Origin of the sequence: Escherichia sp. KS167_9B (genome assembly GCF_030295215.1) — a bacterium.
GTDB lineage: Bacteria > Pseudomonadota > Gammaproteobacteria > Enterobacterales > Enterobacteriaceae > Escherichia > Escherichia coli_F.
In genome coordinates this window covers 4,755,272-4,769,395 of record NZ_AP025754.1, presented here as the reverse complement: position 1 = coordinate 4,769,395, position 14,124 = coordinate 4,755,272, and the positions used below count along the sequence as shown (strand labels likewise).

8 protein-coding genes are annotated in these 14,124 nt (G+C 50.6%); 4 read left to right on the top strand and 4 right to left on the bottom strand.

The window, feature by feature from the left end; translation table 11 throughout:
* Nucleotides 1-4 precede the first annotated feature (4 nt).
* Genes QUE34_RS23815 through QUE34_RS23805 form a run of 3 tightly spaced genes read left to right on the top strand, consistent with a single transcriptional unit; the run spans nt 5 to nt 4,264 of the window.
* Nucleotides 5-1,456, top strand: coding sequence for a PTS fructose-like transporter subunit IIBC (locus QUE34_RS23815; RefSeq protein WP_021574865.1), 1,452 nt, complete (start codon nt 5-7; stop codon nt 1,454-1,456).
* Nucleotides 1,446-2,516, top strand: coding sequence for an aminopeptidase (locus tag QUE34_RS23810; RefSeq protein WP_032304215.1), 1,071 nt, complete (start codon nt 1,446-1,448; stop codon nt 2,514-2,516). The genes QUE34_RS23815 and QUE34_RS23810 overlap by 11 nt, the downstream gene beginning before the upstream one ends.
* Entirely contained in the window at nt 2,516-4,264 is a 1,749-nt protein-coding gene (locus QUE34_RS23805; RefSeq protein WP_103253705.1) for a putative frv operon regulatory protein, read from the top strand. The genes QUE34_RS23810 and QUE34_RS23805 overlap by 1 nt, the downstream gene beginning before the upstream one ends.
* A 55-nt stretch (nt 4,265-4,319) precedes the next feature.
* Here the strand turns inward: QUE34_RS23805 and QUE34_RS23800 are convergent, their stop codons facing one another.
* The 4 genes from QUE34_RS23800 to fdhD all read right to left on the bottom strand — a co-directional run bounded on the left by QUE34_RS23800 (nt 4,320) and on the right by fdhD (nt 10,877).
* The gene (locus QUE34_RS23800; protein WP_032304212.1) at nt 4,320-5,375 is read right to left on the bottom strand and encodes a YiiG family protein; all 1,056 of its coding nucleotides are present in this window, start codon (nt 5,373-5,375) and stop codon (nt 4,320-4,322) included.
* A gap of 210 nt (nt 5,376-5,585) precedes the next feature.
* Nucleotides 5,586-7,892 carry a tetratricopeptide repeat protein gene (locus QUE34_RS23795; RefSeq protein ID WP_105268569.1) on the bottom strand — a complete coding sequence of 769 codons (2,307 nt, stop codon included), beginning with the start codon at nt 7,890-7,892 and terminating at the stop codon, nt 5,586-5,588.
* Nucleotide 7,893: 1 nt separating this feature from the next.
* Complete coding sequence (locus QUE34_RS23790) at nt 7,894-9,729, bottom strand: ATP-binding protein (RefSeq protein ID WP_032304208.1); 1,836 nt, start codon at nt 9,727-9,729, stop codon at nt 7,894-7,896.
* A 311-nt stretch (nt 9,730-10,040) separates the two neighbouring features.
* Nucleotides 10,041-10,877, bottom strand: coding sequence for a formate dehydrogenase accessory sulfurtransferase FdhD (gene fdhD, locus QUE34_RS23785; protein ID WP_032304207.1), 837 nt, complete (start codon nt 10,875-10,877; stop codon nt 10,041-10,043).
* 193 nt (nt 10,878-11,070) lie between these two features.
* On the opposite strand from fdhD, the gene fdnG reads away from it, so the two are divergent.
* Nucleotides 11,071-14,121, top strand: coding sequence for a formate dehydrogenase-N subunit alpha (gene fdnG, locus QUE34_RS23780; protein ID WP_015953878.1), 3,051 nt, complete (start codon nt 11,071-11,073; stop codon nt 14,119-14,121).
* The last annotated feature ends 3 nt before the right edge of the window (nt 14,122-14,124 follow it).

The window sequence follows — 14,124 nt, the reverse complement described above, 5'->3', positions numbered from 1 at the left end:
GGCGATGGAGTCATCCTTACGTATTGTCGCGATCACCAACTGCCCCGCCGGGATCGCTCACACCTACATGGTGGCGGAAGCCCTGGAACAGAAAGCCCGTTCTCTCGGTCATACCATTAAAGTTGAAACTCAAGGATCAAGCGGCGTCGAAAACCGCTTATCCAGCGAAGAGATTGCCGCTGCCGATTACGTGATTCTCGCTACCGGGCGTGGCCTGAGCGGTGATGATCGCGCGCGATTTGCCGGGAAAAAGGTTTATGAGATTGCCATCTCCCAGGCGCTGAAAAATATCGACCAGATTTTCAGTGAATTACCGACAAACTCACAACTTTTTGCCGCAGATAGCGGCGTGAAGCTCGGCAAACAGGAAGTGCAAAGTGGCAGCGTAATGAGCCATCTGATGGCGGGCGTCTCTGCGGCGCTGCCGTTTGTCATCGGTGGCGGTATCCTGGTGGCGCTTGCCAACATGCTGGTGCAGTTCGGTTTGCCGTATACCGATATGTCGAAAGGTGCGCCGTCGTTTACCTGGGTGGTTGAATCCATCGGTTATCTCGGTTTCACCTTTATGATCCCCATCATGGGCGCTTATATTGCCTCGTCGATTGCCGATAAACCCGCTTTCGCTCCGGCGTTTCTGGTTTGTTATCTGGCGAACGACAAAGCCCTGCTCGGCACCCAGTCTGGCGCGGGCTTCCTCGGTGCGGTGGTGCTTGGGCTGGCGATTGGCTATTTCGTCTTCTGGTTCCGTAAAGTGCGCCTTGGCAAAGCATTACAACCGCTGCTCGGTTCCATGCTGATCCCGTTCGTTACTCTGCTGGTTTTTGGCGTACTGACTTACTACGTTATCGGACCGGTGATGTCCGACCTCATGGGCGGGTTGCTGCACTTCCTGAACACCATTCCTCCGTCAATGAAGTTTGCGGCGGCGTTTCTGGTTGGTGCGATGCTGGCATTCGATATGGGCGGCCCCATCAACAAAACCGCCTGGTTCTTCTGCTTCTCTCTGCTGGAAAAACACATTTACGACTGGTACGCCATCGTCGGCGTTGTCGCGCTAATGCCGCCTGTCGCGGCGGGTCTTGCGACGTTCATTGCGCCCAAACTGTTTACTCAACAGGAAAAAGAAGCCGCCAGTAGCGCCATAGTGGTCGGTGCCACAGTCGCAACCGAACCGGCTATTCCTTACGCTCTGGCAGCCCCGTTGCCGATGATTACCGCCAATACGCTGGCGGGCGGTATTACCGGCGTGCTGGTGATCGCTTTCGGAATCAAACGGCTGGCACCGGGTTTGGGTATCTTTGACCCGCTGATCGGCCTGATGTCGCCGGTAGGTTCATTTTATCTGGTGCTGGCGATTGGCCTCGCGCTGAACATTTCATTCATTATCGTCCTGAAAGGATTATGGTTACGCCGCAAAGCCAAAGCTGCGCAACAGGAGCTTGTCCATGAACATTGAGTTACTGCAACAGTTGTGCGAAGCCAGCGCCGTCAGCGGCGATGAACAGGAAGTTCGCGACATTCTGATAAACACGCTGGAACCCTGCGTGAATGAGATCACCTTCGATGGTCTGGGCAGCTTTGTTGCCCGTAAGGGGAATAAAGGGCCGAAAGTTGCCGTTGTCGGGCATATGGATGAAGTCGGCTTTATGGTCACCCACATCGACGAGAGCGGTTTTCTGCGTTTTACCACCATTGGCGGCTGGTGGAATCAGTCGATGCTCAACCACCGGGTAACCATACGCACACACAAGGGAGTGAAAATCCCTGGTGTAATTGGCTCCGTCGCCCCACATGCGTTAACCGAAAAGCAAAAGCAACAACCGCTGTCATTTGATGAGATGTTCATTGATATTGGCGAAAACAGTCGCGAAGAAGCGGAAAAACGCGGCGTGGAAATTGGCAATTTTATTAGCCCGGAAGCCAATTTTGCCTGCTGGGGCGAAGATAAAATGGTCGGCAAGGCGTTGGATAACCGCATCGGCTGCGCAATGATGGCTGAGCTATTGCAGACGGTGAATAACCCCGAAATTACGCTGTATGGCGTTGGCAGTGTGGAAGAAGAAGTTGGGCTACGCGGGGCGCAAACCTCGGCTGAACACATTAAACCGGATGTGGTGATCGTGCTGGATACCGCTGTCGCGGGCGATGTTCCAGGCATTGATAACATTAAATATCCGCTGAAACTGGGCAACGGGCCGGGGCTGATGCTGTTTGACAAGCGGTACTTCCCCAACCAGAAACTGGTAGCAGCGTTAAAAAGCTGTGCCACGCAGAATGATTTACCGCTGCAATTTTCCACCATGAAAACCGGAGCGACGGATGGCGGGCGCTACAACGTGATGGGCGGCGGGCGTCCGGTTGTCGCGCTGTGCCTGCCAACGCGTTATCTGCACGCTAACAGCGGCATGATTTCAAAAGCCGATTACGATGCTCTGCTCACGTTGATACGGGATTTTCTGACCACCTTAACCGCGGAGAAAGTCAACGCGTTTAGCCAGTTCCGTCAGGTGGATTAATGCTAAACGAACGCCAGTTAAAGATTGTCGATCTGCTGGAGCAACAGCCACGCACGCCTGGCGAGCTGGCGCAACAGACTGGCGTTTCCGGCAGGACCATCCTGCGTGATATTGACTATCTCAACTTTACCCTTAACGGCAAAGCCCGCATTTCCGCCAGTGGCAACGCGGGCTATCAGCTGGAAATCTTCGAGCGTCGCAGCTTTTTTCAGTTGCTGCAAAAGCACGATAACGACGATCGGCTGCTGGCGCTGTTATTACTGAATACCTTCACTCCCCGTGCGCAACTCGCCTCGACGCTTAATTTGCCAGAAACCTGGGTAGCAGAGCGCCTGCCCCGCCTGAAACAGCGCTATGAACGCAGTTTTTGTCTCGCCAGTCGCCCCGGCTTAGGTCATTACATAGATGAGACGCAAGAGAAACGCATTATTTTGCTGGCAAATCTGTTACGCAAAGATCCGTTTTTAATTCCGCTGGCGGGCGTAACACGAGACAATTTTCAACAATTAACCACCGCCTGCGAAAAGCAACGTCGCTGGCCGCTGATGCAAGGCGACTATCTCTCAAGCCTGATTCTGGCTATTTACGCGTTGCGTAATCAGCTTACTGACACATGGCCTGAATATCCCGGTAGCGAGATAAAACAGATTGTTGAATATAGCGGCCTGTTTCTTGGTGATAACGCTGTAAGAACGTTGACGGGGTTGATAGAAAAACAGCATCAACAGGCGCAGGTTATTTGTGTCGATAATGTGCTGGCATTGCTGCAAAGGGTGCCGGGCATTGCGTCATTGAATATTATTGATACGCAGCTGGTTGAGAATATTACCGGGCATTTATTACGTTGCCTTGCCGCGCCGGTGTGGATTGGAGAGCACCGCCAAAGCAGCATGAATAACCTGAAAGCCGCCTGGCCTGCGGCCTTTGATATGAGTCTGCACTTTATTACGCTACTGCGTGAACAACTCGATATTCCCCTTTTCGACAGCGATCTGATTGGTTTGTATTTTGCCTGTGCGCTGGAACGGCATCAAAACGAACGCCAGCCGATCATTTTGCTCTCTGATCAAAACGCGATTGCCACTATTAATCAGCTCGCCATTGAGCGCGACGTCCTGAATTGTCGGGTGATTATTGCCCGCTGCTTAAGCGAACTGGTTGCCATTCACGAAGAGATTGAGCCGTTATTGATCATTAATAACAGCCATTATTTACTGGATGACGCGGTCAATAATTGCATCACTGTAAAAAATATCATTACGGCTGCCGGTATCGAACAAATAAAACATTTTCTGGCGACGGCATTTATTCGCCAGCAACCGGAGCGTTTTTTTTCTGCCCCCGGAAGTTTTCATTATTCGAATGTACGTGGTGAAAGCTGGCAACATATTACCCGGCAAATATGTGCGCAATTAGTGACGCAACACCACATTACCGCCGATGAAGCACAACGGATCATCGCCCGCGAAAGCGAAGGCGAAAACCTGATTGTTAATCGTCTCGCCATCCCACATTGCTGGAGCGAACAGGAACGACGTTTTCGTGGATTTTTTATTACCCTCGCCCAACCGGTTGAGGTGAATAACGAAGTAGTTAACCATGTGCTGATCGCCTGTGCCGCCGCCGATGCGCGTCATGAGCTAAAAATATTTAGCTATCTTGCCAGCGTATTGTGCCAGCATCCGGCAGAGGTTATTGCCGGGTTAACAGGATATGAGGCATTTATGGCGTTACTTCACAAGGGGTGAACTGTGTCGGATGCGCCGCATCCGACACTGCATTTATCACCAAAATCAAAAACATTTAACGCAGGCGATTATAATCATCGACCATTTCGTTGTACTCACGTAATGCTCTCGGGAAAGAGTCGTCGACCATCCAACTTGTGTTTGCATCCTGAAGTTGCTCTTTATCCCAGTCAGAATACGGAACTTTATCTCTGACGCGGCGAACATATTTTTTAGCCTCGAGCTGATATTGATCTGCCGAACTAATGAACGAGGAATTCATGCCGCCTTTATCCGCTTCTTTGGCCTGTGCCACCAGCGTTTCAAGTTCAGTCACTTTCTTCATTGCCGCTTCTGCATCAAACTTATCTTGCGATATCAGGTTATTAATTTGTTTCGCTGAAATCATGACTGCCAGAGAGTAGTAGTTGAATGTTTTCCCTTCTCTTTGTTCAATATTTTGCAGTTCCGCAAGCTGGCGCTTATCGTTAATTTCCTGAATCGCCGCATGATAAGATTCTGCTACAGGTTCAAAGGCTTCAAGATTTTTTAAGAATGTCTGGTGCAGCGTTTTCCCTTTCGCAAACGCATCGTCTTTATAATTTTCCTGGGTGTAATATTTTTCCATTTCGTTAATGGTATTACCCAACGCCACGGCAGCATCAATATAACTCACCGCCACGCCATCAATAGGTTGCAGCGCAGGCGTTAACGCCACAGCACTTTTTACGCCTTTTTCACACTCAGCGAGGTTGGATTCACTAATACCGTAGATACCATAAACAGTACGCTCTTCACCGGTAGGGCCCTGTTTAAAATCTTTCAGCCAGTCAGCATAACGCGCCAGACTGCTCTGTACAGGGATCTGTAACTTGTTGTAGCACTTGATATAGACATCCATTTTTTCGTCGAAAACCGCTTGTTCATCGACCACCGGTTGAGCAGGCGTTTCAGGTTTAACTTCTGCTTTTGCAACGGGAGCTTCAGCAGGTTTCGCTTCAGGAGCTGGTGCGGCAGGTTGACTATTGGCAGGCGGGGGCGTTTCTGTTTCGGATTTTTTATCGTCACAACCCGTGAGACCGAGGGCCATTATGGCGACTATAATAGCGGAAGATAATAAATTCCTTTTCATTTAATTGCCTTATAAATAGATAAATAAGAGTGTGAATATAATAAATGAAAAAAGAAAATGTCACTACACGCGTTTTGTTTATAAATAAATCGATAATATTCATAAAATGAATAAGTCCTGTAATTTAATTTCTAAATCACAGGACTTATTTTAATTAACGGCACAACCTTTGCGGGAGGGAGTGTCATGTCCCCCACCATTAATCATGCACTACATCCCGTAGCGTTCAGCAATAGCAGCATGCTTCTCTTCATTCGCCCCGGCTTCTTTGGCGAGACGCCACCAGCACAATGGATGTTCCCAGTCAGCGGTCAATTCGTGCAAGGTCTTATCGATATCACCTTTAGAAATTGAACGCGGCGCACTGATAACAAAGTAGAATGCAGGCAGCGGTTCAGCGCCTTCTCCTTGATGACTGTCCGTTAATGTATAGTCGTCATTACTGTTGCTCCAGTAGTACCAGTTTCGTTCACGGAGCGCCTCACGGAAAGTATTAAACTCTTCTTCACCAGGCATGACACCTTCGCAGAACCAGGACTCGCCGTATTCGGTCGGGATAATGGTTTGCAGGCAGGCATAAAGTGGCGTGAAATTCTTCCGTTCTTCCTCATCCTCTGGTTGGGTATTCAACATTTCTGCATCGAATACCACAACCTCATCAACATGTTGCGGATAATCGGTGCGGTAAGTTGGCTCAATGATCCTTGCTGTTACCGGCCCAATACGTTGAGCATAGTAATAGCGGTATTCATAATTTTCCCGGAAGCGGATGTTTAACAGCCCCCATTTTTCGTCAATAAAACCTTCACCTTCCGTAAGTTCGATTTCCAGTTCAGCAGCAATAGCACGAACCAAATCCCATTGTTGCAGGATGCTGGCGGTCGCCATGATATCCCACTGGAGATTGCGAATATCTTCTTCACGGTTAATCATCAGTTGCTGCAATTGTTGTAAATAATCCAGCTGTCGATCCCAGGCTTCCTGTTTTTGTGCTGCCCAGGAGCACATGCGATAAACGCCAACCCACTCACGCCCTTTTTCGTGTTGCAGCAACTGTTGCCCAATCGACTCCAGTTCACTCCAGTCTTCCTGTTGGTTGATCACTCGCGCACGGAACCACAAGGCCATATGTAGCAGCCCCGCCTGTTCATACTGCTTCGCCAGGTGCTCAATGGTTTGCAGATCGTCACGGTGGAGCAATAAATCCAACAGATCGAAGCAAAGACCATTATCTTCCTGGATGTGGCTTTCGACGTAGCGTTGCAGAAGTTCAATCGACTCATCAATCGCATTACAGGCGTTTAACGCATTGACCAGTTTGCCCAGCAATTCCGCATCATCTGGCGCGTTCAGGTAAGCGCGGCGGAATGTTTCGACGTCTTTTTCTGGATCTGGTTGCGTTTCTTCATCGCTATTTTCAGGTACTTCTACAACCGGACGAGCAAGCAACTCTGCTTCTTTGGCGGCGATTTTTTCACTCAGTTCGAGAAACTCACGATCAACCCCCAGTAACACGCGTAATTTTGGAATGTGTCGCTGGGCCAGTTTCATCGCTATTTTGGCAACCCAGACGGATTCACGCTCCAGCGCCAGGGTAATTTGCAGTTTCGCCAGATTCACCACTTTACGGTGCGCGCCGGCCTGCGAACGATGCTCCAGCATTTTTTGGATAATGCGCGCCAGCTGCCAGTTGTTTCTTTGTGGATGGCGAGGCAGTAGCGCAGTGATGATCTTGATCCAAATCCCCCACGAAAAAGGCGTAAGATCAGCCCAGCGCGGCAACTCAGCCCATACGTCTTCGTCCTGTCCACACAACGCCATGATATACAGTTTTTTCAACTGATAACTGATACGGTCGCGCCCCCAGTAATCATTTTCTTCTGCCAGTTCATCAATCAATTTGCGTGCTTCATCGTAACGCTGCAGTTCAATCAAAATATCGGCACGGGTATTCAATAATGCTTCAATATCATCGTCACCGGATGCTTTAACCGCGTCGATTTGCCGATCCAGGTACGCCAATGCCTCTTCTGCTCTTTTGGAATCTATCAGTGCGCTGGCATATTCGGTGGACAAACACTGAAAACAGCTCCAGGTTGCATCAATTCGCGCAATGGTTTCTTCACATACTGCCATGCGTTCATTCGCCCAGCCAGGCGCATCAATATTTTCGTAGCAGGCAGATAAATCCTGGGTAACGCAGATAGATTGCGGGCAATCTTTTGCCTCTTCCCGGTGTGCTTTTTCAAACAGCGCCACCACGTCTGGCAGCACTTTTTCGCCTTCTTCGCGGTTAGTCAGACGATGGCGCATTTCCCAGTGACCAATAAAAATCTCCAGCCAGGGATTTTTCGCCACCTGGGTAAGCGCTTTTACTTCTGGTAATAGCGAATCGCATTTTTCCATTTGCAGGTGCATAACGCTTTCCGAATAATCATCAATAAGCTGCGGAATATACTCCTGTCCGGCATCGCGTAATTCCTGACTATATTTATTGTACCATTCCCATATATTCATTTTATTTTCCTTGATTAATTAAGACAGGAATAACCTGAGTAAAATCTTCCAGTGCCTGGTGTAAATCCCACTGCTGTTCTTTATTACCGCTGGAGCACAAAATCACTTTCAGCGATTTTAATAACCGTAATGCTGCCGCTGGCTGTTGATGGTGTTGTAATGCCGTCACCAGTTGCATGACACAGGGGTTATTAAGATTGATATACAGACTTGAAGTTTTAGTCTTTTGGATTTGCGAGGTAAATTGCCGCGCCAGCATTAACGCTGCGGTGCTGATGCGTTTATCTGCGTCATCCTGTTCGAGAATTTGTTTTAATTCTGCTTCGCGGTCTGGCGTAACCACTAACGGTAAAACGGCGGGTTCGAAGCGGGAGATAATTAATTGCTCGCCATCGCAAAGATGCTCTTCCAGATAAGCAACCTGCTCTTCGGGTAATTCTGCCAGGCTGAACAACTGCTCATTACCCGTTTGCGTACCGACTTCGATAATCCGGCAGTGATATAACAGCGCCCAACGACGTAAAAATGGCACCACCGCATAACGATCGCCACGGGCTACGGGCCGTTGCAGAATATGAAACAACATCTCTTCAAAACCGCCGTCGCGGCTTAACAGAATATGAATACTGTTATTAACGCGTAAATCCTTCGCCAGCAGCGCACCTTTTGACGTTGGCACCTGCAGGCGATCTTTGAGTAAATCAAACAGACGATCATCACACAAGGCCGCACCCAGCAACGCTTCGTTGTGGCGCATTAATACACGCCGCCAGATTTCTGGCTGATTTTGTGCGAGATCGGACAAACCAGAAATCAGCGCCTCTTTTAACGCCTCCTGCACCGCAACCCAGGTTTCGTCCCGCTGGAGATCTTCCCGGCTCGCCGTAGGCGTTAGTTTCGATGACTCAATCACGCCGCCAATAAATCCGGCCCAGGGAGGTAACAACTCACGCGCTTCATCATCCAGTAACATACCGCGCAAAAACAGCGACAGGTTACGGTTATCGCTGGTGCCGTAGGTTGCGCCATCCTGAATCCATAAAATCCCAACCGCGTCGCTCATCCCCACGGGCACCACCGGAATGGTGCAAATCGGTTCGAAGGAGGATTCAAACTGTGCGGCAAAGGCGAGATTTTTACGCTGTACCAGCGCGCGGTGCATGGTTACGCCTTCAGGGGCAACTTCACGCCACGGTGGTTGCAGTTTATTCACCGGCTCGCGGGCATCACCGACATAGACTGGTTCGTGCAGCAATATGCAATAGCGTGAAAGAACGCGGTTCAGCAAATTGTTACTCGCCAGATGGCTGTACTCTTCTTTGAGCGTCAGAATCACCTGCGTACCCGTTTCCGAGGACTGATGCGGCGTAACGGTATATTTTTGCCCGTCGGTAGAGTGGTATTTCCAGCTCTGATCCGGCGTTTGCCAGGATGTGGTCAACACCGTGACCTCTTTTGCCAGTACAAAGGCCGACAAAAAACCGAGGCCGAACATACCAATTAAACCGGTGTTGTCATCCTGCTGGCGCAACATTCGGGTATAACCCACGCCCACTGTAGCAAGGAAGCCGTGAATTTCGCTTTCTGTCAGACCCGCACCGGTATCAGTAATAGTGATAGTGGACTTCGCCACGTCAGCCACCACACGAATTTGGTTATCCTTTGGCGCATCGGGCTGCTCAATCCTGCGACGCACAATCGCATCATGGCCGTTCTGCACCAGCTCGCGCACGGCAACTACGGGAGTGGAGTAAAGATGCTTACTAAGCACCTCAATTAAACCGTTTAAATTAACTTCTGTAGAATATGAACTGCCAGGTAACTGTAATGTACTCATTTTTCAATACTCATAATCCATCACCTACTATTGAAAATACATTGCTGTTTTTTACAACCGGTGCAAGGTTTGTTATTTGCATTCACTCATCGGAAACATTTATTTATTGACGCGATGATTAAAACAAAATGTCTTATATAAATAATGATTAATTCTTAAAGGATTAATGCGACTGGAGTATATCGATATAACCCGGATTTAACGAGATAATTTCTTGTGGTGAAATTATTATTTGAATGCTGAATAATATATTGAGGATTATTTAATAGAAAAATAAAACCGCAATCCAGAATCAGAATTGCGGTATTTCTTTAATTATGAATCAATCGCTGCGGATGAGTATAAACCGTTGCCCGACCCGGCTTACAAAAGCCCACCAGCGTCAAATTACAACGCTCAGCCACTTCTACGGCAAGCGTGGTCGCGGCAGACACCGCAAACAAAATCTCGACGCCGCACATCGCTGACTTTTGCACCATTTCATAACTGGCACGACTGGAAACCAGCACCGCACCTTGCAGCCAGCTTTCCCCTTCTTGTGACCGGCGGCCTAACAGTTTATCCAGCGCCACATGGCGACCCACGTCTTCATGCCCGCCTACCAGTTCGCCAGATGGCAACATCCAGGCAGCGGCGTGAGTACAACCAGTCAGTTGCCCCACTGGCTGGAAATCATTGAGATGGCGTAATGCATCATCCAGTTTGTTGAGATCAAATGTCTGAGTGAACGGCAGCGACTGCACCGGTTTACCGATGTCATTAAGTTGCTCCACGCCGCACACGCCACATCCCGTACGTCCCGCCAGTGCCCGACGACGCTCCTTCAACCCCATAAAGCGGCGGCTGGAAAGCTCAATTTGCACTTCCAGACCATTACAGGAAGGAACGACATCCATACCGAAGATATCGCGCGGACTTTCGATAATCCCCTCGGAAAGCGAAAAACCGAGCGCAAAGTATTCAAGGTCTTTGGGCGACGCCATCATCACCACATGCGAAATGCCGTTGTAGACCAGCGCAACGGGAACCTCTTCCGCCACCTCATCTAACCGTGGGTGTTGTAAATCGTCACGCCGCCATAACTCAATTTGACGAACACCTGTGACATTTGTCACATTTTTGATTTCTTTTTGCTGTGTTTTTTTCACTTTCTATTAACCGGATAAGAACACACACACCAACATTATGGTATTCTGTTACAAACCCTTCCTGGATGGAGGGAAATTGAGCCAATTCTGGACCTTTGCGGCCCCTTCCGCAAAGAAAAATAACTCCCACTCCCTGCACACGCAGCAAGCGAATGTAAATGGGACGTGACAATGTCGAAACAAGGAGCAATCCATGCAGGTCAGCAGAAGGCAGTTCTTTAAGATCTGCGCTGGCGGTATGGCAGGCACCACGGCAGCGGCACTGGGTTTTGCACCCAGCGTAGCACTCGCGGAAACCCGGCAGTATAAACTGCTGCGCACCCGCGAAACCCGTAATACCTGCACCTATTGTTCCGTAGGCTGTGGGCTGTTGATGTACAGCCTCGGTGACGGAGCAAAAAACGCCAAAGCATCTATCTTCCATATCGAAGGTGACCCGGATCACCCGGTCAACCGCGGTGCACTTTGTCCGAAAGGCGCTGGCCTGGTGGATTTCATCCACTCCGAAAGCCGTCTGAAGTTTCCGGAATACCGTGCGCCAGGTTCTGATAAATGGCAGCAAATCAGTTGGGAAGAGGCGTTTGATCGCATTGCCAAACTGATGAAAGAAGACCGCGATGCTAACTACATTGCGCAAAACGCCGAAGGCGTGACTGTTAACCGCTGGCTCTCCACCGGGATGTTGTGTGCTTCCGCGTCGAGTAACGAAACCGGCTATTTAACGCAAAAATTCTCCCGCGCGCTGGGTATGCTCGCGGTCGACAACCAGGCGCGTGTCTGACACGGACCAACGGTAGCAAGTCTTGCTCCAACATTTGGTCGCGGTGCGATGACCAACCACTGGGTCGACATCAAGAACGCCAACCTCGTCGTGGTGATGGGCGGTAACGCCGCTGAAGCACACCCGGTCGGGTTCCGCTGGGCGATGGAAGCCAAAATTCACAACGGCGCGAAGCTGATTGTGATCGATCCTCGCTTTACGCGTACGGCGGCGGTGGCTGACTACTATGCCCCTATTCGTTCCGGTACTGACATTGCTTTCCTGTCAGGCGTATTGCTGTACCTGCTGAACAATGAAAAATTCAACCGCGAATACACCGAAGCCTATACCAACGCCAGCCTGATCGTGCGTGAGGATTACGGCTTTGAAGATGGCCTGTTCACCGGCTACGACGCGGAAAAACGCAAGTACGATAAATCCTCCTGGACCTACGAGCTGGACGAAAACGGCTTCGCCAAACGCGATACCACGCTGCAACATCCGCGCTGCGTGTGGAACTTGCTGAAACAGCACGTTTCCCGTTATACGCCAGATGTGGTTGAAAACATCTGTGGTACGCCGAAAGACGCGTTCCTGAAAGTCTGCGAATACATCGCCGAAACCAGTGCTCACGATAAAACTGCCTCGTTCCTTTACGCGCTCGGCTGGACGCAACACTCCGTTGGTGCGCAAAACATTCGAACGATGGCGATGATCCAGCTGCTGCTCGGCAATATGGGGATGGCAGGCGGCGGCGTTAACGCCCTGCGCGGTCACTCCAACATTCAGGGGCTGACGGACCTGGGGCTGCTGTCGCAGAGCCTGCCAGGTTACATGACGCTGCCAAGCGAGAAGCAGACCGATCTGCAAACCTACCTTGCCGCCAACACGCCGAAACCGCTGCTGGAAGGCCAGGTTAACTACTGGGGCAATTACCCGAAATTCTTCGTCTCCATGATGAAGGCCTTCTTTGGTGATAAAGCGACGGCAGAAAACAGCTGGGGCTTTGACTGGTTGCCGAAGTGGGATAAAGGCTACGACGTCCTGCAATACTTCGAGATGATGAAAGAGGGCAAGGTCAATGGCTATATCTGCCAGGGCTTTAACCCTGTTGCCTCATTCCCGAACAAAAACAAAGTGATCGGTTGTCTGTCGAAACTGAAGTTCCTCGTCACTATCGACCCGCTGAACACTGAAACCTCTAACTTCTGGCAGAACCACGGTGAGCTGAACGAAGTGGACTCGTCGAAGATCCAGACCGAAGTGTTCCGTCTGCCATCGACCTGCTTCGCGGAAGAGAATGGTTCAATCGTTAACTCCGGTCGCTGGTTGCAGTGGCACTGGAAAGGTGCGGACGCCCCGGGGATTGCGCTGACTGATGGCGAGATCCTCTCCGGTATCTTCCTGCGCTTGCGCAAGATGTACGCCGAACAGGGTGGCGCGAACCCGGACCAGGTGCTGAACATGACCTGGAACTACGCCATCCCGCATGAGCCGAAGTCGGAAGAAGTGGCGATGGAGAGCAACGGTAAGGCGCTGGCCGATATTACCGATCCGGCAACCGGGGCGGTTATCGTCAAGAAAGGCCAACAACTTAGCTCGTTCGCACAACTGCGCGATGACGGTACCACCTCCTGTGGCTGCTGGATTTTCGCCGGTAGCTGGACGCCAGAGGGCAACCAGATGGCGCGCCGTGATAACGCCGATCCGTCTGGCCTCGGTAACACGCTGGGCTGGGCATGGGCATGGCCGCTTAACCGCCGCATTCTGTATAACCGCGCCTCCGCAGATCCGCAGGGTAACCCGTGGGATCCGAAGCGTCAGTTGCTGAAATGGGACGGCACCAAATGGACCGGCTGGGATATTCCGGACTACAGCGCAGCGCCTCCGGGCAGTGGCGTCGGGCCGTTTATCATGCAGCAGGAAGGCATGGGGCGTCTGTTTGCCCTCGATAAGATGGCGGAAGGTCCGTTCCCGGAACACTACGAGCCGTTTGAAACGCCGCTGGGAACTAACCCACTGCATCCAAACGTTATCTCGAACCCGGCTGCACGTATCTTTAAAGACGACGCCGAAGCATTGGGTAAAGCCGATAAGTTCCCGTATGTCGGAACCACCTATCGTCTGACCGAGCACTTCCACTACTGGACCAAACACGCGCTGTTGAATGCGATTTTGCAGCCAGAGCAGTTTGTGGAAATCGGTGAGTCGCTGGCGAATAAACTTGGCATTGCTCAGGGCGATACCGTGAAAGTCTCCTCCAACCGTGGCTATATCAAAGCCAAAGCGGTGGTGACCAAACGTATTCGCACGCTGAAAGCGAATGGCAAAGATATCGATACCATCGGTATTCCGATTCACTGGGGCTATGAAGGTGTTGCGAAAAAAGGCTTTATTGCCAATACGTTAACGCCATTCGTTGGTGATGCGAACACGCAGACGCCGGAGTTTAAGTCCTTCCTTGTGAATGTGGAAAAGGTGTAACGG

Coding starts and splice junctions, on each gene's coding strand:
- QUE34_RS23800 (WP_032304212.1), bottom strand. CDS start 5,375: ATGAAAAGGAATTTATTATCTTCCGCTATTATAGTCGCCATAATGGCC.
- QUE34_RS23815 (WP_021574865.1), top strand. CDS start 5: ATGGAGTCATCCTTACGTATTGTCGCGATCACCAACTGCCCCGCCGGG.
- QUE34_RS23805 (WP_103253705.1), top strand. CDS start 2,516: ATGCTAAACGAACGCCAGTTAAAGATTGTCGATCTGCTGGAGCAACAG.
- QUE34_RS23795 (WP_105268569.1), bottom strand. CDS start 7,892: ATGAATATATGGGAATGGTACAATAAATATAGTCAGGAATTACGCGAT.
- QUE34_RS23790 (WP_032304208.1), bottom strand. CDS start 9,729: ATGAGTACATTACAGTTACCTGGCAGTTCATATTCTACAGAAGTTAAT.
- QUE34_RS23810 (WP_032304215.1), top strand. CDS start 1,446: ATGAACATTGAGTTACTGCAACAGTTGTGCGAAGCCAGCGCCGTCAGC.